The 26,128-nt window shown below is 33.0% G+C and carries 25 protein-coding genes; 5 read left to right on the top strand and 20 right to left on the bottom strand.

Features of this window, described 5'->3' with window-relative positions:
* The first annotated feature begins 4 nt into the window (after positions 1-4).
* Genes GVY01_RS10910 through ggt form a run of 3 tightly spaced genes read left to right on the top strand, consistent with a single transcriptional unit; the run spans position 5 to position 5,021 of the window.
* Positions 5-1,171, top strand: coding sequence for an ABC transporter permease (locus GVY01_RS10910; RefSeq protein WP_046467245.1), 1,167 nt, complete (start codon positions 5-7; stop codon positions 1,169-1,171).
* Positions 1,172-1,187: 16 nt separating this feature from the next.
* The gene (locus GVY01_RS10915) at positions 1,188-2,966 is read left to right on the top strand and encodes an ABC transporter substrate-binding protein (protein ID WP_017637767.1); all 1,779 of its coding nucleotides are present in this window, start codon (positions 1,188-1,190) and stop codon (positions 2,964-2,966) included.
* Between the two features lie 42 nt (positions 2,967-3,008).
* Positions 3,009-5,021 carry a gamma-glutamyltransferase gene (gene ggt / locus GVY01_RS10920; RefSeq protein WP_017637768.1) on the top strand — a complete coding sequence of 671 codons (2,013 nt, stop codon included), beginning with the start codon at positions 3,009-3,011 and terminating at the stop codon, positions 5,019-5,021.
* A gap of 260 nt (positions 5,022-5,281) precedes the next feature.
* On the opposite strand, the gene GVY01_RS10925 is transcribed toward ggt, so the two are convergent.
* The 13 genes from GVY01_RS10925 to GVY01_RS10985 form a co-directional block, all read right to left on the bottom strand.
* Positions 5,282-6,118: a Csa1 family protein gene (locus GVY01_RS10925; RefSeq protein ID WP_159333766.1), complete on the bottom strand. Its 837-nt coding sequence runs from the start codon at positions 6,116-6,118 to the stop codon at positions 5,282-5,284.
* A 213-nt stretch (positions 6,119-6,331) separates the two neighbouring features.
* Positions 6,332-7,132: a CPBP family intramembrane glutamic endopeptidase gene (locus GVY01_RS10930; protein WP_017637770.1), complete on the bottom strand. Its 801-nt coding sequence runs from the start codon at positions 7,130-7,132 to the stop codon at positions 6,332-6,334.
* 234 nt (positions 7,133-7,366) lie between these two features.
* The gene (locus GVY01_RS10935) at positions 7,367-8,005 is read right to left on the bottom strand and encodes an HD domain-containing protein (protein WP_017637771.1); all 639 of its coding nucleotides are present in this window, start codon (positions 8,003-8,005) and stop codon (positions 7,367-7,369) included.
* Positions 8,006-8,213: 208 nt separating this feature from the next.
* Positions 8,214-9,395: a staphylopine family metallophore export MFS transporter CntE gene (cntE, locus tag GVY01_RS10940; RefSeq protein WP_108016826.1), complete on the bottom strand. Its 1,182-nt coding sequence runs from the start codon at positions 9,393-9,395 to the stop codon at positions 8,214-8,216.
* An 11-nt stretch (positions 9,396-9,406) separates the two neighbouring features.
* Entirely contained in the window at positions 9,407-10,156 is a 750-nt protein-coding gene (locus tag GVY01_RS10945) for an ABC transporter ATP-binding protein (protein ID WP_017637773.1), read from the bottom strand.
* Entirely contained in the window at positions 10,149-10,964 is an 816-nt protein-coding gene (cntD, locus tag GVY01_RS10950; RefSeq protein WP_017637774.1) for a staphylopine uptake ABC transporter ATP-binding protein CntD, read from the bottom strand. Before cntD ends, GVY01_RS10945 begins: the two co-directional genes overlap by 8 nt.
* Entirely contained in the window at positions 10,961-11,830 is an 870-nt protein-coding gene (cntC, locus tag GVY01_RS10955; protein WP_017637775.1) for a staphylopine uptake ABC transporter permease subunit CntC, read from the bottom strand. The genes cntD and cntC overlap by 4 nt, the downstream gene beginning before the upstream one ends.
* A complete protein-coding gene (gene opp1B, locus GVY01_RS10960) occupies positions 11,827-12,762 on the bottom strand; it encodes a nickel/cobalt ABC transporter permease (protein WP_017637776.1) in 936 nt (311 codons plus the stop codon). Before opp1B ends, cntC begins: the two co-directional genes overlap by 4 nt.
* A 12-nt stretch (positions 12,763-12,774) precedes the next feature.
* Complete coding sequence (cntA, locus tag GVY01_RS10965; RefSeq protein WP_017637777.1) at positions 12,775-14,373, bottom strand: staphylopine-dependent metal ABC transporter substrate-binding lipoprotein; 1,599 nt, start codon at positions 14,371-14,373, stop codon at positions 12,775-12,777.
* A 69-nt stretch (positions 14,374-14,442) separates the two neighbouring features.
* Complete coding sequence (gene cntM, locus GVY01_RS10970) at positions 14,443-15,732, bottom strand: staphylopine biosynthesis dehydrogenase (RefSeq protein ID WP_017637778.1); 1,290 nt, start codon at positions 15,730-15,732, stop codon at positions 14,443-14,445.
* Positions 15,725-16,540 carry a staphylopine biosynthesis enzyme CntL gene (gene cntL / locus GVY01_RS10975; RefSeq protein ID WP_017637779.1) on the bottom strand — a complete coding sequence of 272 codons (816 nt, stop codon included), beginning with the start codon at positions 16,538-16,540 and terminating at the stop codon, positions 15,725-15,727. Before cntL ends, cntM begins: the two co-directional genes overlap by 8 nt.
* Positions 16,540-17,379 (bottom strand): histidine racemase CntK, encoded by an 840-nt coding sequence (cntK, locus tag GVY01_RS10980; RefSeq protein ID WP_017637780.1) that lies wholly within the window; start codon positions 17,377-17,379, stop codon positions 16,540-16,542. The genes cntL and cntK overlap by 1 nt, the downstream gene beginning before the upstream one ends.
* Positions 17,380-17,790: 411 nt before the next feature.
* Positions 17,791-18,351, bottom strand: coding sequence for a TetR/AcrR family transcriptional regulator (locus GVY01_RS10985; protein ID WP_017637781.1), 561 nt, complete (start codon positions 18,349-18,351; stop codon positions 17,791-17,793).
* A gap of 141 nt (positions 18,352-18,492) precedes the next feature.
* Here GVY01_RS10985 and GVY01_RS10990 point away from each other — a divergent pair, with 141 nt between their 5' ends.
* Together GVY01_RS10990 and GVY01_RS10995 are read left to right on the top strand one after the other, a co-directional pair.
* Entirely contained in the window at positions 18,493-19,218 is a 726-nt protein-coding gene (locus tag GVY01_RS10990; RefSeq protein ID WP_017637782.1) for an ABC transporter ATP-binding protein, read from the top strand.
* Complete coding sequence (locus tag GVY01_RS10995; protein ID WP_017637783.1) at positions 19,218-20,303, top strand: ABC transporter permease; 1,086 nt, start codon at positions 19,218-19,220, stop codon at positions 20,301-20,303. Before GVY01_RS10990 ends, GVY01_RS10995 begins: the two co-directional genes overlap by 1 nt.
* Positions 20,304-20,371: 68 nt before the next feature.
* On the opposite strand, the gene GVY01_RS11000 is transcribed toward GVY01_RS10995, so the two are convergent.
* The 7 genes from GVY01_RS11000 to GVY01_RS11030 all read right to left on the bottom strand — a co-directional run bounded on the left by GVY01_RS11000 (position 20,372) and on the right by GVY01_RS11030 (position 26,105).
* Positions 20,372-21,058, bottom strand: a complete 687-nt coding sequence (locus GVY01_RS11000) for a type 1 glutamine amidotransferase domain-containing protein (RefSeq protein ID WP_017637784.1) — start codon at positions 21,056-21,058, stop codon at positions 20,372-20,374.
* Between the two features lie 19 nt (positions 21,059-21,077).
* Positions 21,078-22,082, bottom strand: coding sequence for an NADP-dependent oxidoreductase (locus tag GVY01_RS11005; protein ID WP_026083512.1), 1,005 nt, complete (start codon positions 22,080-22,082; stop codon positions 21,078-21,080).
* 37 nt (positions 22,083-22,119) lie between these two features.
* Positions 22,120-22,566: a MarR family winged helix-turn-helix transcriptional regulator gene (locus GVY01_RS11010; protein ID WP_017637786.1), complete on the bottom strand. Its 447-nt coding sequence runs from the start codon at positions 22,564-22,566 to the stop codon at positions 22,120-22,122.
* Positions 22,567-22,733: 167 nt separating this feature from the next.
* Positions 22,734-23,642, bottom strand: coding sequence for a ribokinase (gene rbsK, locus GVY01_RS11015; RefSeq protein WP_017637787.1), 909 nt, complete (start codon positions 23,640-23,642; stop codon positions 22,734-22,736).
* A gap of 23 nt (positions 23,643-23,665) precedes the next feature.
* A complete protein-coding gene (gene rbsD, locus GVY01_RS11020) occupies positions 23,666-24,070 on the bottom strand; it encodes a D-ribose pyranase (RefSeq protein ID WP_017637788.1) in 405 nt (134 codons plus the stop codon).
* Positions 24,071-24,088: 18 nt separating this feature from the next.
* Positions 24,089-24,970, bottom strand: a complete 882-nt coding sequence (gene rbsU / locus GVY01_RS11025) for a ribose/proton symporter RbsU (protein WP_017637789.1) — start codon at positions 24,968-24,970, stop codon at positions 24,089-24,091.
* A gap of 190 nt (positions 24,971-25,160) precedes the next feature.
* Positions 25,161-26,105, bottom strand: a complete 945-nt coding sequence (locus GVY01_RS11030; RefSeq protein WP_017637790.1) for an amidohydrolase family protein — start codon at positions 26,103-26,105, stop codon at positions 25,161-25,163.
* Between the last annotated feature and the right edge of the window lie 23 nt (positions 26,106-26,128).

Here is a 26,128-nt window from a genome sequence, read left to right on the forward strand (position 1 = left end):
TTATATGCCACAAATTTCAATAACAAAACTCAGTTCACTACAACTGTTTACCATTTCTGCAGTATCTGTATTTGTATTAACTTTTGTCACTACTTTGCTCAATTTATTCAAAGGTAATGTTTCAAATACATTTTACATTGCACAGTTGATATTAATTATTTTGACACTCGTAGTGGCTACTATTGGATTTTCAGAAAGTAAAATACAATCTCATAAAGTATATCGTTGGCTTACCTATGTCGTTCTCATATTAACGACAATTACCGGTAATCTATTCACATTGTTAATGTTCGTGAGTCTATTCCGTTACGAACATACATCAAAATACAATATATACAATAGTTGGGAAGCGTTTATAAGCAAGATTAAACAACATAAAGTCGCTTTAGTGAGTTTTGCTTTATTAACTTATCTTCTAACATTGTCAATTACTGGTATTTACACATTTAATACTTCTTTAGCAACCCAAAACCAATTCAATGAATTATTAAAAGGTCCAAGCTTAGCTCACCCTTTTGGAACTGATGATTTTGGTCGTGATTTATTTACAAGACTCGTGGTTGGTACCAAATTAACTTATTTTATTTCAATCACATCAGTAGTAATTTCAGTTCTGTTCGGTGTCCTTTTTGGTATGATTGCAGGCTACTTTACTAAAGTGGACAATACGGTGATGCGCATACTTGATATTATTTTTGCGATACCAACATTATTATTAGCAGTTGCGATTATCGCATCGTTTGGCGCTAGTACATTAACATTAATCATTGCTTTAAGTATTGGTAATATACCTTCCTTTGCTCGAACTATGAGAGCAAATGTACTCGAAATCAAACGACAGGAATATATACAAGCAGCTCAAATTACCGGAGAAAGTCATCGTCGTATTTTATGGAGTTACATCTTACCTAATACTCTCGCACCTATGATTGTCAGATTTTCATTAAATATAGGTGTCGTTGTACTAACTACAAGTGGCTTGAGTTTCTTGGGATTAGGTGTAGCACCAAATGTTCCTGAATGGGGAAACATACTCAGAACTGGAAGTAACTTTTTAGAAACGCACAGCAATTTAGCCATATTTCCTGGGTTATGCATCATGTTACTTGTCCTCGCATTTAATTTTATTGGGGATGCTGTCCGTGATGCACTTGATCCGAAGATTCAATAAGATAGGATGATTTTATATGAAAAGAATTTTATTAACATTAACAGTAAGTTTAACTCTGATACTAAGTGGTTGTGGTGTACCTGGTAAGGATGATACGAAAGATAAAAACAAACAAGTCAACGTTAAAGGTACTAAACCGACGATTCGCTTTTTAGGTCAAGCGAGTTATCAAAATGATATGAACATTGTTAAACAACAATTAGAGCGAGCTGGTTTTAACGTAAAGATGAATGTTCAACCTGATTACGGTAGTTACCGTACACAACGTCAAGCTGGTAATTATGATATTCAAATCGATGACTGGACAACAGTATTTGGCGATCCTAACTATGCAATGAATGCAATATTTAGCTCTACAGGTTCAAATAGTTTGATTAAAGACCCTAAAATCGATGAACTAATCAATAAAGCATCTAAAGAAAATACTTCTGAAGCTAAAAATACATATAAAAAGTTAGAAGATAAAGTGATATTCGACGAAGGATTCATGGCACCTTTATATGGTTCGAAGAAAAATCTCGTTTATGACAATAAAATTTTAAATAAAAATAGTGTTGGTTTACCTAATTCTCGCGCGCTTATTTGGCAACAATTTGATTATAATGATAAAAAATTACGTAATACACGACCTTTAGTGATGACACAACCTGATGGTGAATTCCAATCTCTAGACCCTATTCGTTCTATTGCGCCTAATGTCTACAATATCAATATGAACATGTATACACGTTTATTAACACTTAATGATAATGACAAAATCACAACTGATGGATCACTTAGTCGTAGCTATACATCTAACAAAGATAACAATGCATTTTATTTCTTATTAAGAGACGATAACTATTTTGTAAAAGTAAAAAATGGCAAAGCAGAAAATACACATGAAAAAGTATTAGCAGACGATGTCCTATTCAGTCTCAACCGTGCTAGAGATAAAAATGCTGTTCCTAACCATGTGACTTATAATATGCATAAACATATTAAAGATATTACTGAGTTAACAAATGATGATAAGAAAGAACTTAAGAAGACTAAAACAGCATCTGGCAAATCGGTATGGGATACATTAACTAAAGGTTATAAAGTTAAAGATATAACAAATCAAGATAGTGAAGTTAATAATGCTGAAGGTAAATATCAAATTATTAAAATTACAACTGATCAACCAATGCCTAAAGAAGTTAACTATTTAACACACTCATCAGCAGGTATTTTATCAAAACATTATGTTGAAAAGCTGAAAGAAGAAGGCAAAGATTTTGGAGCACCTAATACTGTACCTAAATCTGATGACGGTCAAAATGAACTCGTTACTAGTGGTGCGTACATTATGACTAAAAAAGACAATTATCAAGCTACTTTCCAACGTAATCCAGGTTTTAATATCGATGAAAAAGACAGCTACGGTCTAGCTAAAATTAAGAATATTATTTTGAAATTCAATGGTGACCCAGCAAGTGCACTGTCCGAATTAAGAAACCATGCAATCGATATATTTGCTGACATAGATCAAAAACATTTTGAATTAATAAAATCTGATAAAGATTTAAGTATGATTAGTAAACATGGACGTAAATCAGTATTCTTAATTTTAAATAGTAAGAGTGGTGTATTTAAAGACAATCCACATTTAAGAAGAGCTGTGGTTAATGCTATAGACCAAGATCAATTCATTAAGTTTTACCGTGGAGATAAATTCAAAATAAGTTCACCTGTTACACCATTACTTGATACAGGTAATGAGCAAAAACAAGATTTAGATAAAGTTGAATCTGAGATTAATCAAAGAAAATAACTCATATCAAAGATTTCTATTTTAGAAAGAAGGCACTATTCGATGTCGGACACGCATTTCAAACATCATTTAACTTCACAAGAAGGCTTGGTTTCAGTGTCACATCCACTAGCAGCTAAAGTGGGAAAAGATATACTTGATAAAGGTGGAACTGCCGTAGATGCAGTGGTGGCTATTCAGCTAGTCCTTAATGTTGTTGAACCCTTTGCCTCTGGATTAGGTGGCGGTGGTTACTTATTATATTATGACAGTACAGTTGATGATATCACTGCATTTGATGCACGTGAAACTGCCCCTAGCAATGTAGATCCGCACTTTTATTTAGATGAAAAAGGACACTATAAAAGTTTTTTAGAATTAACGACACATGGCTCTATCGTGGGGGTTCCAGGAATTGCAAAGCTCTTTGAACATTTGCATAACCATTATTGTAATTTGAATTTAGAAGACTTGATTAACCCGGCTATTGAATTAGCCGAACACGGTCATCGTGCTAATTGGGCGATTGAAAAATATTCAAAACAACAAATTAAAAGGATTAATAAGTACGATGAAACACGTCGCGTATTCACTAAAGAAGATGATGATTATATACATGACGGTGATTGGCTTAAATCTCCAGAAATAGCACGTACATTAAGATTATTAAGAGATAAAGGGTTTGGCGCATTTTATACTGGTAATATTGCGAAACAATTGGTAAATGTTGTAAACAAATATGGTGGGACAATTAATGAAGAAGATTTAAAGCATTATAATATTCGTATCAAACAACCTATAACTGCCCAATATCGAGGTTATCAAATACATTCTATGGGTCCTTCAAGTTCAGGTGGTATCACATTGATACAAATTTTAAAAATCCTTGAACCATTTGATTTAAAAAGTATGGGATCCCGTTCCATCGATTATTTACATCATCTGATTCAAGCAATGCAAATTGCCTATAGTGACCGTGCTAAATATATTGCTGATGATGACTTTTACGAGGTACCAGTTAGCGAGCTTATTGATGAGGATTATTTAAAACAACGTAACGAAATCATTGATCAACATATTGCTAATTTTAATATTGAACATGGTGAATTAAGTAATAGTTCTCGTGTAGAAAGTCATACTCATATAGATGAAACTCACACCGAAACGACACATTTTTCTGTAACAGACCGATTTGGTAACGTAGCCTCTTTCACTACATCCATAGGTATGATTTATGGTTCTGGCATCACGATTCCAGGTTATGGTGTTTTACTTAATACCACAATGGACGGCTTTGATGTCATCTCAGGTGGTATTAATGAAATCGAACCACATAAACGTCCGTTGAGTAATATGGCCCCAACAATCATTACTGAAAATGGTAAACCTATCATGGAAGTTGGCGCACCAGGTGCAATTAGTATCATCGCTAGCGTCGTACAAACCATTATTAACGTTTTAGACTTCGGGATGTCTATCCAGGAAGCAATTGATGAGCCAAGAATATACACTAGTAACCCTTCTCGTATAGAATGGGAACCAAAATTTGATCAAACACTTATTTTGAAACTTATTGCCAAGGGACACGCTTTTGAGCATCGACCAGACCCTTATATTGGTGATGTACATGGTTTACAATTTTTGGAAAATGGTGTTATCGGCGGCGCTGATAATACGAGAGAAGGAACAGTTGCAGGTGGGCCTGTCTATTATGTCAGAGAGAAAGAGAATGATTTAAATATCGATGATTTTACGCAGTATCATATTGAATACAATCACGTGAGACTACCTTTATTTAAGAACCAGATTATTAAGGAACATGGTGATTTTTGGTTAAGAAATGATGTTGTCGAATTGTTATTTGATATTAATGAAAAAGACTATGAAGTCGAGTATTTTATTGAAAAACAAGGTCAAGATAGTCGTTTTATCAATATTGAACAACTTACTCATCAATTAAATTATCAAGTTCATAAAACTGAAAATGGTATTTCTATTTATAAAGATACAAAACAACGCATTACCGAAACACAAGCCAAATACTACAGATACGATAGAGACAGTATCACAAGATAACAAACAAGCTGAGTACCGCGAATTGGGTGCTCAGCTTGATTTGTATTTTTTTATTTATATATCATTTTGAGATATTATGTAATAACTATTCCCTCATATTGATTATGAGATATTTGTGTTTCCATCATAACCATAAACATCATAAGCAAACATATTTTGTTCTGCATCTAATAAATATTTCTTTTGTCTACATATTCAATTACTTTATACCTCGACATACTATAAAAAATAGTTACTTTTATTAATTTCACCATATTATTTTATTCAATACTCACTTCATTATCCTCTTCGTCTTCTGATGGTGTAAATTCGATGATATCTGTATAAGTTATGGTTTCTTTGTCATTATCTACAAAATTATATTCTATATGTTGGCCACCTATTTTACGAGCACCTATGTTTCCTGATTCATCAAATAAAACTTTTGGCGCTTTATTCGTATTAATATCAAAACGGTTTTTAATCTCTTTTACATTTTTATCTTTATTATCAAGTTTATATTCTGCGGTATAAGACGGTCTATCACCATAACTATAAGTTATGGTTCCATTTTTATAATCTTTAATATCACTATAATCAGCAAATTCTACTAAAAATTTAAAATTATTTATCTTCTGTTCTAATGATTTACTAATCCCCTTTTCTTTTGCTTCTTTAGTTAATTTAAGCTTTTTGTTTTTATATTCAACGGGATAATGTTTTTCCTCTTTATCATGTTCATAAGTCTCACTGTTATAATTATCTTTATCTATAAAGTAATAACCACTAGCATCATGAGTCTGTCTATTAAATTTCATCTCAACACCTTCAGTTACAGTGTCCCCTTCTTCACCTTTACGTTTCGTTGTAAAGGATTTGAGTTCCCATACACCTTTGTCGTCGGCTTCTAATCCCCTGCCACCTTTTTCTTCAGCTCTTATCCCTTGTTTATCAAATAAAACATCAAGATTTTTCATAGGAAGTGGCTTAAATATATATGAAAGACTACTTTTAATTGCGTTTTCTTTAGTAATTTTAAATCCATAATAACCACTTATAATGATGATTACTGCAATGATTGGTAGTAATATAACACTCAACAATTTTTTAGAAATCAACTATAAGTCACTTCTTTCTGTATTTTAATGAGTCAATCCACCTTGTTCTTTGTGATTTACATTTTCAATTTTTAATAAAATCTTTTCATGTAAGTACTAGACCTGTTTTAGCGAAACATTAATATGTTCTTATAATATTTTTTCTCGTCGACTGCTTTTTCGAAAGGAATATGTTATCTACTGTAACCTCCATTTATCTCAACTATCACTTTATTATTTAAACAATATATAAAAATAATTGATGAGTATCATAACACCAATAAGGCCATTATGAATCATATGTACTGTCATACTGTCTTTAATGTTACCTCTTCTTGAGTAAGCAAGATAAAAAATCATACCCATTATCATATACATTAAAAATGCAATAATATTATTAATGCCATGTTGTGAGGCGAAGACAATCGATGAAAGTATGAAAGGCAGCCAGAATACTGATTTTCTAAATAGTGTTTCTTTAAAAATGCCTCTATAAATCAATTCCTCTAGATATGGAACTAAAAAAGTAAGTGTAATCACAAATATAATTACGGGAAATACTTGTCCAAGTTGACTAGCGTCTTGTGCTTGAGCATTGACGTCACCAAAAAGCAATTTATCATTATCTGTTTGCATTGAACCAGTGGTTAATTTTAGTAAGTATGTGAATCCATATACAACTAGTCTTAATATAATTGCCCAACCTATGGCTATACCTAAGTCTTTAAGACTAAAACCTTTTGTTTTTTCATATGTATGATTTAAGTAGTATCGTCTTATTAACCAAATCACTATAGCAATAACAAAAAGATATATAATAGTACCTATTGTTATACTTAAAACCTCAGCTTTAACAGAAAGACTTACAAGAGTTATTATTGCAATAACTGGTAATTGTGCTAATATCATCCAACCTATAAATATTAAAATATTTAGCGCAAGATTTCCTTTAGGTTTGATATCATTACTTTGTTCTTGATTAAATTGATTTCTATTTACATCTACATTATCGTTATCAAATCTATTTTCTTCCATATCAAAACCACCTTATATATCTTAATATTTAAAACTAATTAATTATATAATTAATATAACATTGCTCCTAAATAAAAAATAGTTGATTAGTATTCTTTATTTTTATAATTATCATTAAAAATTGATTAGAATGATTTTTCAAAACAAAATAAAAAGCCCCCGCACACTAGTACGAGAACTCATCAATTTAAACACTATTTAATTTTCATATTCCGTCGAACTTAAGTTCCAAATCTAATGATCCCAATTTGAACGTAAAATACATGAACAGAAGTTATTTTGAGGATATTCTGGTTCAAAATATTTAATAACGTCAGATTTGATATTACCAAATGTTGTTTCTGGTTTATGTTTGAATCCATCGTAGAAAGCTCGAATCACATCATGTTTAAAATTGCCACGTGGAAATTTATCTACGACTGCTTTTCGAATTTCATCAGAATATTGATTCCAGTTATCTCCCATAACGTCCATACCAACACCATGGTATAACAGTGCTACGTTATTCTCTTTATGCTCTGCAACTCCAAGTGTCGTATGCAATGCAATAGAATCCCAAGCTAATTGTAAATCTCGTTCATCATAGTTATACGTTTCTAAAAATTGTCTCACCGCATTAGCGCCGTCTACTTCAAAACGCAAATCATCACTACTATATTGATTTGTAAGACCTAAATCATGGAATAAAGCAGTAATATATAATAACTCTTTATCATATTTAAGTTTATCTTGAATACCTTTAACTTCTCCAAATAAATAGACTCTATTTGAATGATTCCAAATTAATTCATTTCCGTATTCGTGAACAATACCTTGTGCATCTTGAACAATCTTACTATCTGGAACAGTGACTTCATTAATATCTCTAATCATGGTTATACGACCCTTCTTATTGTGATATTACATCTATTCCACTCATAAGGGCTTGTTAATCTTTATACATAATATAAAATCACAAATATAGAGATACCTGAGTACTACTTCAGAACACATTTTCACATCAAAAAGTAGACAATCACTTAGTTTAAAAAACAACCGCTTAATATTTCTAATTCAATGACTGCGTCTAAAACAGGCCTTTCTATTTAACATAACGCGTCCCTTTAAACACACTCATCACGATCATACACACAACGAGCAATCCGCAAATAGTATACATCCAGCTAAATCCTACTAAATCTGATAAGGGGCCCATCAGACTTCCACCTAATGACACACCTAAATCTGCACATGCAATAAATAAACCCAATAGCATATTACGACCAGCTTTCGGTAACACAAAACTTAGATATGATGTTAGCGTTGGATAAACAAGTGCTTGTGTCGTACCAATCAATATGGCACTACTATAAAATATGAGTGCGTGTATGTTAGGTCCAATAGCAACTAACATCGCTGCAACGGCAAGCAACATCAGCACACTCACCATATACAACGGGTGCCATAACCCATCAGATGGAATGTATTTACGTAAATAAATTCTAGCTAATACCACCGCTATCGCTTGAATCGTTAAGAATATACCGGCGTCTGCAAATCCGAATTTCACAGTATATAATGGAACAAATGTACTCACTGCGCCAAAGACTATCGACACGATAATCATAATCAACCCACTCGTTAAGAGTTCCTTATTTTTAAAGAATTGGGCAAACACAGTCACACCATTAAAGGGTAAGGGTTCAACTTTGTGACTAGTATCAGGTTCCTTACCTGCAAATGAGACACGATAACCAAAGAATGTTGTCGTTAACGCTATAGCAATCATGACTACGGCAAATACTGACATTCGATCCAGATGCCAAATACCTATAGCAATGAGTGGTCCTACTAAATTAGGTATCGTTGAAAATAGAGAGTATAAAGAGACACCTTCTGAGCGATGTTCTTCAGGTAAAGCATCTATAATACCTAGTTGTAGCGACATCGAAAAGAACGCCGTACATACACCCTGCATCACTCTTGCTAAAAAATATCCCTCTAATCCAGTAAATCCATATAATATCAGTGCACAAGCATTAATAATCAAAATAATATGTAGTACTTTAATTGGACCAACACGTGCAATAATTTGTCCTGCCCATGGACGAAAGACCATTGCAGTCAACATGTAGGCACCCATAACGATACCTATCATTGTATTGGTTGCACCTAAATCATGACCTCGTAATGGAATGAACACATTCAAAATGGCATTCGCACTAAAGAACATGAGAGTTAGTATATATAATCTTAGAAATGGCCAAGCCATTGCACCTTTCATTAACTCACTCCTTAGAATGATAGTTGTTTCTCTATTAACGCTCTTGTATAAGCATTACGTGTTGTATTTAAATGGCATGTGGAAAGGCTTTCCACAATTTGACCATTTTTAAAAATAACTAATTGATCACATAAATACGTTGCCGCTTGAATATCATGCGTAATAAATATATAGCTTAAGTTCCGTTCTTCTTTTAACCGTTTCAATAAATCTAGAATTTGAGTTTGTATCGACATGTCTAGCGCGCTTATGGCTTCATCAAATAAAATATATGTTGGGTTAATACATATTGCTCTTGCAATAGCAACACGTTGTGCCTCTCCGCCCGATAGCATATTGGGATATTTTTCTAGAAAATTACTGGATAATCCTACCTCATCTAATAATTGAGTTGCCGTTGTTTCCATTTCTTTCAAGCTTTGTTTATCGCACTGGCACATGACTTCGAATAAAATATCTCTTACAGTTTGAAAAGGATGTAATGACGATGTATAGTCTTGAAATACTGCACTAATTTGATGACGTCTTACCTTTTTTATATACATCGGTTGCTCATTTAATGTCACGTTACCTTTGTCTGGTCTTTCAATGCCTAATATCATACGACTTAGTGTAGACTTACCACTGCCACTCTCACCGATAATAGCGATAGATTGACCTACAGGACAATCGAAGCTTACATCTTTAACGATAGGTTCTGTTTTAGAGCTAAATCGCGTTCGTTTGTCATAATGCTTTTCAACATTTGATATTTTAAGCATGACAATCTCCTCTCATTACACGTTGAAAATAATCATTCACCTTTTGCTTTGTGGATAATAAATATTTCGTGTACTCATGTTGAGGATCATGCAAGACCGCTTCTTTAGTTCCTTCTTCAACCAATTGTCCCTCTTTCATAACGAGTACATTATCTGCAACTTTATGAATAACTGTTAAATCATGCGAAATAAATATCATGGCACAATCAAAATGTTGTTTAATATCTTCAAATGCTTCCAACACGTCAAATTGATTAATCGTATCCAATGCAGTTGTTGGTTCGTCTGCAATAATGAGTTTTGGTTTTAATGCTAATGCTAAAGCAATCATTAACCGTTGCAGCATGCCACCTGACAACATATATGGATAAGATGCCAAAATGGTTTTAGGATCTTTTAAATTCATATACGTCATATATTTAATAAGCGTTTCTTCAATTTCTTGTGTTGATAATGATGTATGAGCTTGCATTGTTTCCATCATTTGTTTGCCGACTCTTGATGACGGATCAAAAGCTCTTGCACCTTGCTGCATGACCATCGCAATATCTTTACCTCTATATTGTCGTAATTGTTGCTCTGACAAATTCAATAGTTGTTGACCTTCAAAACAAATGTCTCCAGTAACTTTAAGACGATTAGGATTAAGTCCAATTAATGATTTACAAGTAATGGATTTACCACTACCACTTTCACCTATTAAACCTAGTGTTTCACCATGTTCAACTTGAAAGTTAATATCATCAACAAGTACATTACCTGTCCAAGAATCTATAATTGTTAAATTATTTACTTTTAACAACGTCATTCATGCATCACACCTTTCTTAACTGCACGTAATTTTTCTTTTGAAGAAATGCGTGGATCTATTGCCACTTGCAACGCATCTGATAGAAAATTGAATGCCATAACAATAATGACAATAACAATACCAGTAGTCACCATTAATTCAGGATGAGTAAACATCACTTTACGTGCTTCATTTAACATCATGCCCCACTCCGCTGTTGGTGCTTTTACTCCTAAACCTAAAAATGAAAATCCTGACATTTGTAATATCATAGAACACATGGCACTACTAGAAATAACGGCAATATCGCCTAATGTTAATGGAAGAATATGTTTACGAATAATCAATAAATGACTCATACCAATCGTTTTAGCAAATTTTACATGATCGGCTGCGGTATATTGCATGACACTAGTACGTATTACACGGCAGAACCATGCCCAACGTGTAAGTATAAATGCCAGAATAATATTTTCCACACCCATTCCGAATAATGTAATTAACGCTAAAGTGACAACGTAACTTGGGAATGCCAACATGACATCACAACATCGCATAATCAATGCATCAATATAACCCCGGAAATATCCAGATATAAATCCGAGTATGGCTCCAATTGCGACCGATACAAATAATGCAATCAATACATATAATAAGCTTGGTCGAATAGCATAAATAATCCTAGTCAATATATCTCTTCCTAAATGGTCTGTGCCTAACCAATGTGATGTGCTAATACCAGCAAATTTATTCGCTGTATCGATATGATTGGGTTCATGGACTGTAATGAGCGGTGCTGTTAACCCGAGTATGATATAAGTCGCTATAACAATTAATGCAATCACTGCACCTTTATCTTGTAATAATCGTTTTATAATCATCATCTTGTCGCCTCCCTCAACCTAGGATTCAACAAGGCATTAATAATATCTGCCAGTGTGTTAAAGACAATGAATAATACTGCAACAATTAACACATAAGCTTGTATAACTGGAAAATCATGTTCGACAATTGCTTTAATACTCAATTGTCCTAATCCTGGCCAAGCAAAGACATTTTCAACAACGACTAAACCACCCATAATCATAGGTATCGACATACAGAAAATAGATACAGCGACTTGTAATGCATTGCGTAATACGTGTTTTAATAAGGTTATAGTATGTACACCACTCGCTTTTAAATACATCACATACTCCTCATTAAGTTGTTCAATCATCGCTCGTCGTACATTTCTAAAGTAAATACCAGCATACGTCATTGTAATAACTACAACGGGTAAAATATAACTTTCTGGTCCAGTTAATCCTGATGTTGGTAATAAATTTAACTTAACTGATACAAAAATAATGAGCATTGATGCTACCCAATATGATGGTAAAGCTGTTAAAAAGAATGCTATCAATCGTATTACTCGATCTGTACTACGACCTCTAGTTAGTGCACTCACCACACCTAAAAAGATAGATGTCACCATAACTGATAGACTAGAAATTAATGTTAATTTTAATGTATTCATAAATGCAGGACCTATACGTTCTGAAACCGGGTCTCCTGTAATATAGCTTGTCCCAAATTTAAATTGTATTGCTTGTTGTAACCATTCTTTATATTGAATAAGAATAGGTGCATCAAGACCATACTTCTTTTTCGTCTCAGTAATTAATTGCTCTGTAACATTCGGTGTTCCTTGTGCATGTAGAATCGTTACAGCAGGATCTTCATTGGATAGGTACGTCATCATAAATGTCATAAAACTCACTACAATCAATAACGGAAACATGAGTGCAATACGTTTTATTATTAATTTGAACATTTAGATGCTCCTTTATTTATATTGCATTTCATTAAATGGTAATTCATATTGTGATTGCGTGAAGGATACATTTTTTAAGTCTTTAGGTGCTACTACGGTCATACTGCCATGAGAAATTGGAATAAAGACACCCTCATCATCGACTTGTTTTAAAATGTGTTGATAAGCTTTTGAACGTTCTTTCGCATTTTTAATTTTGAATGCATTGTCGATATTGTTATATAACTGTTGTTTGTCTTTAATACCTGATGTAGCAGTTTCATAACCTGTTTTTGATTTGAATGCAGCAATAGTACTTTGTGGATCATAAAGTAATCCCCATGTCTGATTGAACATTAAATCATAGTCACCAGATGTACGACGTTCAGCAATTTTATCTGATGTTTCACCATTTATATTTAATTTGACGCCTAACTTTTTAAATTCTGCTTCTAAAAATTCTGCCTGTTCTTTCTGACTTGTTGAGTCTTTGTCATAGTACATTGACATAGCTAAGTCTTTACCGTCTTTTTGACGTACGTGTTTATCTTTATTTAACTTCCAGCCTGCTTTATCTAATAATGCTTCAGCCTTTTTCTTATCAAATTGACGCGTAGGCATATTAAAATTAATATCTGTCACGTTCTTTGCAAAAAGTTGTGTAGCTGGTTTTTCTTCTCCATCAAGAATATCTTTTGCGATTTTATCGCGGTCAACCATGTGTCCAATGGCTTGTCTAACCGATTTGTTACTTACCGCACTATCTTTCTTACCAGCGTTAGCAACAATCATTTTGGTATTCATCGGTTGGCTACGTTTGACTTGGTAATTTCCAGTTTCTTTGAGTTGTTTTAAACTATCATTATCTAAACTATCTGTACCTCGATCATCAGTAAATGCAAAGTTAGTCTCACCTTTTTTCATAGATAAGAATGCTGTTTCTCCTGCTGGTTTAACCTTTGCTTCTACCTTATTTAATTTAGAAGATTCTCCCCAATAGTGTTGGTTTTTATTAAAGGTAGCAGATTCATCTTTCTTATGTTCGCCCATTTTGAACGGACCTGTACCATCAAACGATTTCACACCATCTTTAGTCGTTCCATGTTTAAAGTCTTTAGGTGATACAAACACATATGGACGAGGCATTGCTAATTCTGCTAATGCAGGTTGATATGCTTCTTTCAAATGAATTTGTACCGTGTATGTATCTTTCACTTTGACATCATCAATTAATGTCGAAATCTTTAACCATGAATGTAACTTTTTGTTTTGTTGTATGGCATCAATATTTTTCTTCACAGCGTCTGCATTAAACTTTGAACCATCATGGAATTTGACGTCCTTTCTTAAATGAAACGTATACGTCTTGCCGTCTTTAGAGATGTCCCATTTCTTAGCTAATAATGGTTTGATACCATCTTTAGTGTTACGTACTAATGGTTCATATATCATACTTTCCGCTGACATTGATCCACCATAAACATGAGGGTTCATATCACCAATATCTTTTACAGTTGTATAGGATAATGTCTTTTGATCCTTTTTATCTTGTAATGCCTTATCGCCACCGCATCCCGCTAATACAATTCCTGATGCTAATAAAATTGCGCTTATTTTAGTTTTTGTTTTCATTAATTTTTCCTCTTTCTATATTGAAAAGTGTGTTGTCTCTTCTTAAAACCTCAAATCTTTAAAAAATCCCTATTGCATTGCTAAATAAGTTGTAATGAGTGAAATATCCTGTTGGAAATGGTTAAGCTCAAATTGAGAAGATAGTGATTGATGTGGATGTTGGCTTTGGTAATGTCGACAATACGTTTTATATCTCTCCAACAATTCATCTATCATAGGTGTAGGCACTTCTAAAGCTTTACCAATAGACTGAATAACCGTTGTACGATAATAATCTTCACTAGGCATTCTTGGTATATGTACGACACCCTTTTCGTTTTGATATAACTGTTTGAACGGAACCGCTGAAAAGTCGAAATAGCGACCCTCTTGATCTGGTTGTGAAAATGGATCAATTAATATAGCTGAATATCTCACATAGAGTAGATATTCTTGTTTTACGCTAGGTAAAGATTCAAATTGACTGATATCTGCCTCGTTTAACGTTTCTGGTCTCACTGGATAATTTTCTTTAACCATAAATTTCAAAAGATTGACTGAGGGCACACTTAATTTCTGTAAAATTGCCATCATCTCTTGCCACATCTGACGCATTTCACTAATTAGCGTCATTGTAATTGGTCCTTCTGGAAATAATTTATATACATAAACAGGTACATCTGTACCTTCGAAAATAGCTTTTAATGAAAAATCATTCATAAACAATGGCGGATGTACATATAATGAACTATTACGTATTTCCGCATGTAACGGTGTATTCATCACTGAAAGCTTTATGTTTAATCTCTTAAATAATAGCTGTAATTGATTCATTAATTTTGATGATTGTTTATTCGAACCTACAAATAACTTCGATTTCACTCCTGTTGTAAGTACACGATGAGGTTGGGACGAGTCTATGATTCTTGTATCTCCTAGGTATGTTGAAAATGAAATGATCTCAACATCCTCATTCTTGTCTTTCATTAATTGTTCTATCATCATATGCGAACCGAACGTCGGCGACACTAATATAATATCTTTGATCTTTTGCAATGTATTGGAATCTAATTGACGCAGCATAGAACAATACGCATCAGCAGTACATGCCAAAATAATTGTGTCGTATAGTTGATTCACATGTTGAATGTCTTTATAAAAACGACGAATTCGGAATTCCCCTGCAAATTGACTATGAGCTTCATTTTGCGTTGTAACTTTGAACATACCGTCGTGTTGATAACCGTTATAGACTGCTAACGATTTCTCGGATGTAGTAGCACGACCAACCATATCTATATCTTTAATTGATAATTGATGACAAATTTGTGCTAGTTGTACGCCAACAGGACCACTACCAATAATTAATACGTTAGACATACGGTTTATCCTCTTTCAACAAAGGCTTTTGATATAATGCGATATCAAAAATTTGATTCTCTTGTACTAATCGATAAACACATTGCCAATGATGCGTTAATGTTGGTTGTGAGGGATAATTAAATATCGATTTCAGATCATCGCCATAACGCATAGCTACAACCACGTTATCGTTCGTTAATTCAAATAGTTGGTCTAAGATGTCATATTTAACAGGTATGGTTGAACTAAAAATAATATGTGTCACTTCATTGATATCTGGTATTTGATCTACAGTTTTGTTTGATATTTCAATATTTTCGTTAGGTGCTAATACATTAACGACACGTTGACCTAAGTCCACAGCTTCACTATCAACATCGATACCAATAACAGAAGCACCAGTTTCTTTAGCAACTTGTATTAATGTCATTGGATACGCACCTGATCCAACAAGTAACAATTTATCATCCTTACATATACGCCATTGTCCAAACTCTTCATCAATGCAATGTTCAATGTTGTCAAAGTATCCTGAGGTAGACGTCTTACCGTCTAACAATCGTCTTGCTCTTATCATTTCAACTTGTTTTACACACTGTGCTGTAATGTCTTGTAGTTGTTGCGTGAGTTGATGTTTTCTCTCTTCATCTTGCCAAGCTACAAATTGTTCTTGCTGTGTTGAATCCAATATGAATTGACTATAGCTATCAACCAATGTTTCTAACTTATTAATGTCATTTGGATTCTGAATCACATCTTGATACACCTTTTCAAATTGATTTAAGTATTGTTGTAAAAGATGATCTATCTCTATCTTTGAATTCATCAATTTACCATCGTCTCCTGTTCTATATAAGCTTTTCCTGATGCAACAGTAGATACGCTACCTTTAATTGAAGTACGATATCCATGAGTCGGGCAGTGCTTAGATGTTACTGAAATACTGCCACCTGGTTGATATACAATGTAATCAGCACACGGATTTTGACTTTGATAATTATTAAATACACCTATAGTAGCCGCCCCAGAACCACAGCTATTCTCCCAAATTAAACTTTCCACTTCTGGTATATAAATTAAAGGGTGGAGAAATTGTTTTTGCACATGAAATAACATGATGCCAATGGTTTTATATTGATTATCCCACTGCTGATTTTTAACATATTGCTCTATTTGATGCTTAATGAACGGCGAAATCTCTTCTATTGGAATGACATAATGTACATATGAGTCATATGTCACCTTTATCGCTTGCCATACCTGTTGCCCAATATGTAAATATTCCTGTGATACTTGCTGTGCTTGGGGCATGCCAACTTCATATAATTGATAATCATGTATCGTGCAAGGTACTAACTTTTCACATCCAGATACATCGACATAACATTGTTTTGATGTCAGTAGTTTGTGCTCCTTTAAATATTGAATGTAAGACATTGTTGCATTGCCACAAAATTCATTTCCACTCATGACCAAACGAAATGTCTCACCGCTGTCTTGCTTCATAGATTCTATAAATCCTACTTGTTCACAACATACATGTGTAGATGCCATTAGTTGATTGGCAATCCTTGCATAGTCACTTGGACAATGTTGTGAATGTACAAGAATAGTCATATTTCCAGACGGATTATACTTAGAAAATTCAACAACTTGTCGTTGCATATAATACTCCTTTATGTTGTAAATTCTTTTTACATTTATTGATATAAGCCAGTTCTGACCTATATATCCAAAAATGCAAAATAGTTGCACGAAATAAATCGTAATTATTACGATTTAAAGAAGATAATATACGACTAAGATATTATTGTCAATATAATTGATAATAATTTTCATTAAAATTCCATATATTTATTAAATTTGTGCCTTTAAATATGGGATAGATACTGATATATTAACCCCATCAAAAATGTCTATTCTATATACAAAAAATCACCTTACTATGTGTCTTAGTAAGGTGATCTTATGCGCGTATTTAATAATTTATTTTATTATTATAGATATGTGTAACATAATAAAAATAGTGCCATTCTAAAAATAATTTCCTTGATACTGATGTATTTTAAATTCTTATTAGGCAAATACTGTGTTAAAAATTTTATCAATAATTAAGGTTAATTCTTTAGGTGATTCTTGTCTGCCACGCTTTACCCAATCTTGTAAAACACCAAAGACTGCATTGCTCATAAAAATAATTAAAAAATATTTTTCTTTAGTCGTTAATGTTTGAGTATTGACGATAGGTATTAACTGTACTTCAATATTTTGCTGTAAATTCTGCTTCATTACTTGATGAATAGTATAAGCACCATTATCTTTTAACAATAATAGGAATAATTCCCCTTCATTAAGCCAAAAGTTCAAAGCATATTCAAAAAATTGAAGACGATGTGTAAAGTGAATGTTCGCTAAGCGTTTCTTTCCTTTCTTCATCATTGCTTGCTGATATTTAAATAAAAAATCATCTTTATCTTTATAATGTTGATAGAAAGTCCCTCTACTAATACCACTTTTAAGACAAATGCCTTTTACAGTAATTTCATTATATGATTTATTTTCTAATAACTTAATTATGCCTTTTTCTATTCTCATTAACGTTTTATATACACGTTTATCAACCACTTGTTCATCCATTTTCTTCATCTCACTAACTTTATTGAACATCTATTTATGATTTGTCTAATACTTTTCAATTAATATACTTTTATATGTAAATCTGATTTATATTGAATATACAGTAATTAGACACAGTGTCAAATAAGGAGGTAAATGAATATGACAAAGCCAATCGCAGCATTAACTGATGCAGTAAAAATATACGATAAACATAAAGTATTAGATCATATTAGCCTTGAAATTCATGAAGGAGAACTATTAGGACTAATTGGTCCAAGTGGTTCAGGTAAGACAACAACAATTAAATGCTTATTAGGTATGGAAAAATTAAATTCTGGTTCAACACAAGTTTTTAATAAAAAAATGCCCCATCGACGTGTATTGAGTCATATTGGTTATATGGGACAAACTGATGCACTATATGAATCATTATCAGCTAAAGAGAATTTAACCTTTTTTGGTCATTTAGCAGAATTAAAAGGTGAACAATTAAAACAGAGTATTGGTAAAAATTTACAATTAGTCAATTTAGAAAATTCACTAACTAAGACTGTTAATACATTCTCCGGTGGTATGAAACGTCGATTATCACTGGCAATTACACTATTAGCTAATCCAAGCCTTATCATACTAGATGAACCGACTGTCGGTATTGATCCTAAGCTGCGACAACAGGTCTGGTCTCAATTAAAAAATTTAACTCATGAAGGTAAAAGTGTCATTGTCACTACACATGTAATGGACGAAGCTGAACGTTGTGACAAAATAGGTCTCATAGTTGAAGGACGACTATTTGCTATAGGAACACCTAATGAATTAAAACAAAAATTCAAAGTCAAAACAATTGAAGAAGTCTTTATAAAAGCAGAGGAGGTTAAACACTAATGAAACTGATGGCTATCATTCAACGTGTCATTATAGAATTACTAAGAGATAAGCGCACATTGGCACTTATGTTCTTAGCACCTTTATTAGTTCTCACACTCATGTATTTTGTATTTAATTCTGATGAAGATACCGATTTGAAAATTGGTGTTGCCGATTCTGTATCAAGCCATGTTACTGATAATATTAAAAATGATGATGTTTCTTTTAAACACTTTGATTCAGACAAAAATATTAAATCTAAAATAGAAAACAACGATTTAGATGCCTATATTTATCAAGATAAACATACTTTGCATGTCACATATACAAACGAAGATCCAAGTAAATCAGGTTCAATTAAACAATTATTACATCAGTCAATTCAGAAAAATAAAATGTCTGACGTTAAAAAGATAATCAATTCTATGCCTCAAGCTGCAAAAGGAAAACAATCAGAAGATACTAAAATAGACAATAGCTATTTATATGGAGACAAAGATAGTAACTATTTTGATAAAATGTTCCCAATTTTAATGGGATTCTTTGTATTTTTCTTCGTCTTTCTTATTTCAGGAATTGCACTACTGCGTGAACGTACGACAGGTACTTTAGAACGTGTGTTATCAACTCCTATCAGACGTAGTGAAATTGTCTTTGGTTATCTATTCGGCTACGGTATTTTCGCTATTATACAAACGCTTATCATTGTCCTGTTTTCAATCTATTTATTAAGTATCAACTTAGCAGGTAGTCTGGGGTATGTCTTGCTCATTAATATTTTACTAGCTATTACAGCTTTAGTAATGGGAATATTTATCTCTACATTTGCTAATTCAGAATTTCAAATGGTTCAATTCATACCTATCGTTGCCATCCCACAAGTGTTCTTTTCTGGTATCTTTCCACTAGAAAACATGACACCTTGGTTAAGTAATATTGGCTACTTGTTCCCACTTCGATATGCTGGTGACGCTTTAACAAATATTATGATTAAAGGGCAAGGTTGGTATCATATTTGGTTTGATGTAATGATACTTTGTTTATTTATCATTATTTTCATTCTACTCAATATCATTGGACTCAAACGCTATCGAAAAGTTTAATCATTTAATCTTCATAATAAAGAAGTACTTGATTTCAACTATAATCAAGTACTCTTTTTTATTCTAATCTATTTATTTAACAATGCTTTTACTTCACGGGCAACATGTTCTGGTGATTGTGGGTTTTGGCCAGTAACGATTTGTCCATCAACAACAACATATGGACGAAATGGCAATTTAGCTTTACTATAATGTGCGCCACGACGTTTAATTTCGTCTTCTAATTTAAAAGGAACGACATTTTTACGATTGGCCAACACTTCTTCTACATTTGAAAATCCAGTCAATTGATGTTGATCAATAATGAAACGTCCTTTACTATTCTTAGCATTTAATAATCCTGCGATGCCGTGACATACAGCTGAAACAATACCACCATGATTATAAATTTCATTAATTGCATTTTGTGCATCTTTATTATCAGGAAAATCAAACATCACACCATGACCACCTGTAAAATAAATGGCGTCATATTGCTTAGGGTCCGCTTCAGCAATAGGTTGTGAATACTTCAATAAATTCATAAAGTTCTCATCATATAAATATGATTTAGTCGTTTTATCTAATGTTAGACGTCCAAGACTTACTGGATCGATAGGTGTGTTGCCACCAGTAATGTTGAATAAATCGACTTGGTAGTCATCACTTCTAAATTGATTATAAAAATGTACGAGTTCACTTAACCATAAACCAGTTGGTATTTCAGTACCTTCAAAGACATCAGTACTTGTATTTACTATCATTATTTTTTTCATTGTATCGGCTCCCTATTCTCTATTTATCTTCCATCTTAATAATAATTTTCCCTTTAGCTCTACCGCTATTTGAATATTCAATAGCTTGTTGAGTATCTTTAAAATCATATACTCTATCTATAACTGGTTTAATTTGACCTTTTTCAATTAAGTTGCGAATGATTTCAAGCTGTTCGCCGCTAGGTTCCATAAATAAAAATTCATAATTGACATGATGTTTCTTCGCTTTAAGTAATAATTTTAAGGATGCCAAGCCTAATAGGGTAGTTTTAGCAAATCCAAGTTTCAAACGTCGTCCTAGTTTAGCTGTTGGAATACCTGAAACTGATGCCACTGTACCGCCAGTCTTGAGTACCTCAAATGAATGATTCAAATTATCTTCACCCAATGTATCAAATACACCATCATAGTTTGATATTTCTTCCCAAAAGTTTTGTTCTCTATAATTAATTATTTTATCAGCACCTAATTGTGATACAAGGTCATATCCTTTTGGACTTGCTGTTGTCGCTACAAATAATCCCATTGCTTTAGCTAATTGAATAGCAAATGTACCTACACCACCTGATCCAGCTTGAATTAATACTTTATCACTTTTTTTAAGTTTCATCATATCATTAAGCGCTTGATATGATGTTAGACCAACAAGAGGTACACTCGCTGCTTCTTCAAAAGTTAAATTATTTGGTTTTAAAGCAATATCATGTTCATCAATTGAAATATACTCTGCAAATGTGCCTATTTTCTTTTTACGTGGGCGACCATATACCTCGTCTCCAATTTTAAATTGTTTTACGTTACTACCAACTTCTGTAATGACACCAGAAAAATCATTTCCTAGTATGAGCGGGAATTGATATTTCAATAATATACGTAACTCACCATCTCTAATTTTAGAATCTATAGGATTTATACTTGCTGCTATAATTTTTACTCTTACTTCATTTGGATTCATACTTGGTATCGGCATACGTGTTTCAGTTACAGGGTTATTTCCATATTGATAGATAACCATTGCCCTCATATCTGTTTTCATCTTTATCTCTCCTTTAAATGAATGTTTAATGATGTCTGCTTAATACTTGTTCTAGTTTATCGAGTTGATTCACGAAGTCGATAAGTTCTTGCTCACTAAATTCATTATTTAATCTTGATTTCAAAGCATTAGCAATTTTTGAAGTAACTTCACTAATCAATTTCTCTCCCTCATCAGTTAATGTGATTAATTTAATTCGCTTATTATCAGAAGGTGCTTGCGCTACATAGCCTTTGTCTTGCAGTTTATTTATTCTCTTTGAGGCTGCCGTCTTAAATATATTTTGCTGTGTGGCTAATTCTCCAACAGTCATTGAACCATTAGCTTGTATCATTCTAAGTGCTTCAATTTGTTCTCTTGATAATACATCATCAAGTCCTGTTTCTTTAACCATGTCATCGATTTCTTTATTAATGTGCATCATTACAACATGAAATTGGTTAATGGATTGTTCTAGTTGATTAATATTCATTTTATTGCCCCTATTTCAAAAGTAATTATTTAATAGTACACCCGGTGTACTATTAAATATAAGATATCTTTCTTTATAATTCAAATGATTGATTTGATTAATACTTTTTAGAAATTAAAAACCTCTGATTAGCCGTTCAAAAAGAAGACTATCAGAGGTTTATATGATTATTCTACCTCTTCTGCTAAAGGAATAGAGGCTTGTGCGCCTGATTTTTGTACTGTAAGTGAGGCTGCCTTGTTAGCAAAATCAATGGCTTCTACAAGGTTACGTTCTTCCATATTAAATCGACTGACGAAAGCGCCGATAAAAGTATCTCCTGCTGCTGTTGTATCAATAGCTTTTACTTTTTGAGCTGGTACTAATCCGGAGTCATTTTCAACGGCATAATATGTACCTTGTTCTCCTAAAGTAATGATGACCACTTTTGCACCTAATCCTAAGAAATAATTCGCATTTTGTGCCATAGACGCTTCATCTGTGACAGGAGTGCCTGATAATATTTCTGCTTCAAATTCATTAGGCACAATCACATCAATTAATTCCAATAATTCTTGTGGTAATTCCTTGGCTGGTGCTGGATTTAAGACTGTCGTTACACCTGCTGCTCTTGCTACTTTGAAAGCTTCAATGATTGCTGGTACCGGTACTTCTAACTGTGCAACAATGAAATCTGCTTGTGTAATTGCCTCTTTAGCACTAACAACATCTTCTGGTGTAATGGCCATATTTGCACCGCCATAGACGTAAATCGTATTTTGACCTTGCGCGTCAACAGTGATAAATGCTTGGCCAGTTGATTCAGTTTCAGATTCTAAAATATAATCTATATTCATACCTGCATCTTTAAAATCGTCAAACATAAATTGCGCTAATCCATCTTTACCTACTTTAGAAATAAATGTCGTATTAGCTTTCATACGTGCTGTTGCAATAGCTTGGTTGGCACCTTTACCGCCACCATAGGATTGTTGTGCTTTTTCCACATGTAATGTTTCCCCTGGTTTGGCATATCGTTCAACTGTTAAAAATTGGTCTACATTTGTAGATCCCAAGATAACGACTTTATTCGTCATAACAATCTCTCCATTTCAATTTGTTAAAATGTTACGTTTGATTCAAGGATGATATTAGAGAATGGTGTAGTTTCACCAGTACGTATATTTCCTTTATTTAATGGGTGACTTAAATATGCTTTCATTTCTGAATGAGGAATAAATTCAATTTCTACGTCATCATCAATCAAATCTTTAATTTGTTTTAACTGTGTCGCATTATTTATTTTGATTTCTTCAGCTAAATAGATTTTTTGAATCTTCATTTCAGATAATACTGTTTCTAGTACATCAATGAATTTAGGTAATTCCTTTGTTACTGCTAAATCTATTCTTCTGTCATCATTTGGGATAGGCATTCCCGCGTCATTAACTGTTAGTAAATCATAATGACCAATCGTTGCGATAGCTTTTGATACATGACTATTGAGTAATGCTGTTTTCTTCATTAAACTCACTCCACTTAATTATTTGATAAATACTGTTACCGTTGCTGCTACTAAAATAAGTACTAATCCAATGACAGTAACTAACATTTCTTTAGATGTTTTACGTTGGTTTAAGAAGTAAATGCCAGTTAATGTTGCAAGCACAACAGAAGTTTGAGATAGTACGAACCCTGTTGCTAAACCATTCATATTTGGTTGTGCAGAGATAAGATATGTCAATGCTGCAAATGCAAAGAAGAAACCTGAGATAATTTGCAACCATGTTACTTTCATAGTAAATGGATTACTTTCTTTCATGTTCATCAATCCATAAATTACAGCTACAATAACCATACCGATTGCTTGTGGTAAGAATGCTGCTTTACCACCAATATCTGTCGCTTGTGGTGCTGCTGAATATAACCAATAACCAATTTCACCAATTAATAAAATCACAACTGCTTTTCTTAATAATTTGCTATTTGTTGCTTCTGGATGCTCATCCCAAACTGTCATACGCGCACCAATTAAAATAACAATTAATGCGATAAATCCGATAATTTTATTTGTAACACCAGGCCAGTTACCAAGTGCAAAGACGCCCCATAAAGAAGCACCTAACAATTGAAATGCTGTTGTTACTGGCATTGCACGTGATGATCCTACGTATTCAAATGCTTTGAATGTCATGATTTGACCAAAACTCCACCCTGCGCCTGATAACAGTGCAAAGAATAAATCCATACCTGTTGGGAAACTATGACTTGTCGATGCAAAGAACACAATGGCAAAAATTAATGTTCCGACCGTAGCACCTATAATTTGGTTTACTGGTTTACCACCGAATTTTGAAGCTATAGTTGGAAATAGACCCCAACCAATTAGTGGTCCTAAACCAATAAGTATTGCGACTAAATTCATTATTGAACACCTCTATCTATATTTTTTATAATGACCAAATTTTTAGGAAAACGCTTTACTCAAGTATAGCACTATCATGTATAATTGATGAAATATTAAGAGGACAAAAGATTTATTCTGATTTATTGTCATAACTTATTCAAAATATAAAAGGAGCATTCCAATCGGAACGCTCCTTTTTTAAATACTATTATTTATTTGAAAATCCTAACAATTTACTTGCATTGTTATATAAGAATTTTTCTTTTTGTTCATTAGATAATTGATCTGTAGATTCAAGCTGATTCGCTAATAATTTAATTACTTCATCAGTTGTATAAGGCGCATCTGCACCATACACAATTTTATCTTCATCCACCATTTCTAATAATGTTGGTAATTGATAAGGTAATACCATACCGGCTAAATCAAAGTATAAGTTTTTCATAACTTGTTCTATATCATCCGGTCCATTTTCAACATTAAACATTTTATTACCTATGCTCACACGTTGTGCGATAACTGGTAACAACGCACCGCTATGTGGCACAATCCATTTAATATTAGGATATTTACTAAACACATTATTTTGACTCATGAAAATAATAGTACGTGTCGTATCAAAGAAAAATTCCATCAATGGTGATAGTATTTTTTCTTTAATTGAATCATTAACTGGTTTAGGTTCATTAGGATGAATTGCTACTAATGCGTGACGTTCATCTAGTTTAGCAAGTATTTTATCTAAACGATCATCACCTAAATAAATACCTCGTGCATTGGTTGGTAATGTAAACCCTAATGCATGTTGGTCATCTAAGGCACGGTCGATCATTTGAATACTCTCTTCTACTAAAGGTAGAGGTAATGATGCGAAGTAGTCTAATTTATCTTGATGCGCTGTTACCATCTCAGCAGCATAGGTATTCGCTTCTTCAGTTAACTCAAGCATTTCTTTATCTGGTGCAGCACTTAAATGTGGGCTTGAAATTGATAATACACTATAATCTATCTCTTCATCTTCCATTAACTTTAAATAACTATCTATTGAAAATGAAGGCGTTGGTACACCGTCACCTTTACCATCAAAATAATCATCTAAAAATTTCACAAATCCTGGTGAAAGATAATGTGAATGTAAGTCTATTTTTTTCATCTTTAATACTCCTTTATTTATAT

The organism is Staphylococcus sp. 8AQ (assembly GCF_902506595.1).
Classification (GTDB): domain Bacteria; phylum Bacillota; class Bacilli; order Staphylococcales; family Staphylococcaceae; genus Staphylococcus; species Staphylococcus pasteuri.

Excerpts from the sequence above, each read along its gene's own strand:
- GVY01_RS10910 (WP_046467245.1), top strand. The coding sequence starts at position 5 with ATGCCACAAATTTCAATAACAAAACTCAGTTCACTACAACTGTTTACC.
- GVY01_RS10915 (WP_017637767.1), top strand. The coding sequence starts at position 1,188 with ATGAAAAGAATTTTATTAACATTAACAGTAAGTTTAACTCTGATACTA.
- ggt (WP_017637768.1), top strand. The coding sequence starts at position 3,009 with ATGTCGGACACGCATTTCAAACATCATTTAACTTCACAAGAAGGCTTG.
- GVY01_RS10930 (WP_017637770.1), bottom strand. The coding sequence starts at position 7,132 with ATGGAAGAAAATAGATTTGATAACGATAATGTAGATGTAAATAGAAAT.
- GVY01_RS10935 (WP_017637771.1), bottom strand. The coding sequence starts at position 8,005 with ATGATTAGAGATATTAATGAAGTCACTGTTCCAGATAGTAAGATTGTT.
- cntE (WP_108016826.1), bottom strand. The coding sequence starts at position 9,395 with ATGAAAGGTGCAATGGCTTGGCCATTTCTAAGATTATATATACTAACT.
- GVY01_RS10945 (WP_017637773.1), bottom strand. The coding sequence starts at position 10,156 with ATGCTTAAAATATCAAATGTTGAAAAGCATTATGACAAACGAACGCGA.
- cntD (WP_017637774.1), bottom strand. The coding sequence starts at position 10,964 with ATGACGTTGTTAAAAGTAAATAATTTAACAATTATAGATTCTTGGACA.
- cntC (WP_017637775.1), bottom strand. The coding sequence starts at position 11,830 with ATGATGATTATAAAACGATTATTACAAGATAAAGGTGCAGTGATTGCA.
- opp1B (WP_017637776.1), bottom strand. The coding sequence starts at position 12,762 with ATGTTCAAATTAATAATAAAACGTATTGCACTCATGTTTCCGTTATTG.
- cntA (WP_017637777.1), bottom strand. The coding sequence starts at position 14,373 with ATGAAAACAAAAACTAAAATAAGCGCAATTTTATTAGCATCAGGAATT.
- cntM (WP_017637778.1), bottom strand. The coding sequence starts at position 15,732 with ATGTCTAACGTATTAATTATTGGTAGTGGTCCTGTTGGCGTACAACTA.
- cntL (WP_017637779.1), bottom strand. The coding sequence starts at position 16,540 with ATGAATTCAAAGATAGAGATAGATCATCTTTTACAACAATACTTAAAT.
- cntK (WP_017637780.1), bottom strand. The coding sequence starts at position 17,379 with ATGCAACGACAAGTTGTTGAATTTTCTAAGTATAATCCGTCTGGAAAT.
- GVY01_RS10985 (WP_017637781.1), bottom strand. The coding sequence starts at position 18,351 with ATGGATGAACAAGTGGTTGATAAACGTGTATATAAAACGTTAATGAGA.
- GVY01_RS10990 (WP_017637782.1), top strand. The coding sequence starts at position 18,493 with ATGACAAAGCCAATCGCAGCATTAACTGATGCAGTAAAAATATACGAT.
- GVY01_RS10995 (WP_017637783.1), top strand. The coding sequence starts at position 19,218 with ATGAAACTGATGGCTATCATTCAACGTGTCATTATAGAATTACTAAGA.
- GVY01_RS11000 (WP_017637784.1), bottom strand. The coding sequence starts at position 21,058 with ATGAAAAAAATAATGATAGTAAATACAAGTACTGATGTCTTTGAAGGT.
- GVY01_RS11005 (WP_026083512.1), bottom strand. The coding sequence starts at position 22,082 with ATGAGGGCAATGGTTATCTATCAATATGGAAATAACCCTGTAACTGAA.
- GVY01_RS11010 (WP_017637786.1), bottom strand. The coding sequence starts at position 22,566 with ATGAATATTAATCAACTAGAACAATCCATTAACCAATTTCATGTTGTA.
- rbsK (WP_017637787.1), bottom strand. The coding sequence starts at position 23,642 with ATGACGAATAAAGTCGTTATCTTGGGATCTACAAATGTAGACCAATTT.
- rbsD (WP_017637788.1), bottom strand. The coding sequence starts at position 24,070 with ATGAAGAAAACAGCATTACTCAATAGTCATGTATCAAAAGCTATCGCA.
- rbsU (WP_017637789.1), bottom strand. The coding sequence starts at position 24,970 with ATGAATTTAGTCGCAATACTTATTGGTTTAGGACCACTAATTGGTTGG.
- GVY01_RS11030 (WP_017637790.1), bottom strand. The coding sequence starts at position 26,105 with ATGAAAAAAATAGACTTACATTCACATTATCTTTCACCAGGATTTGTG.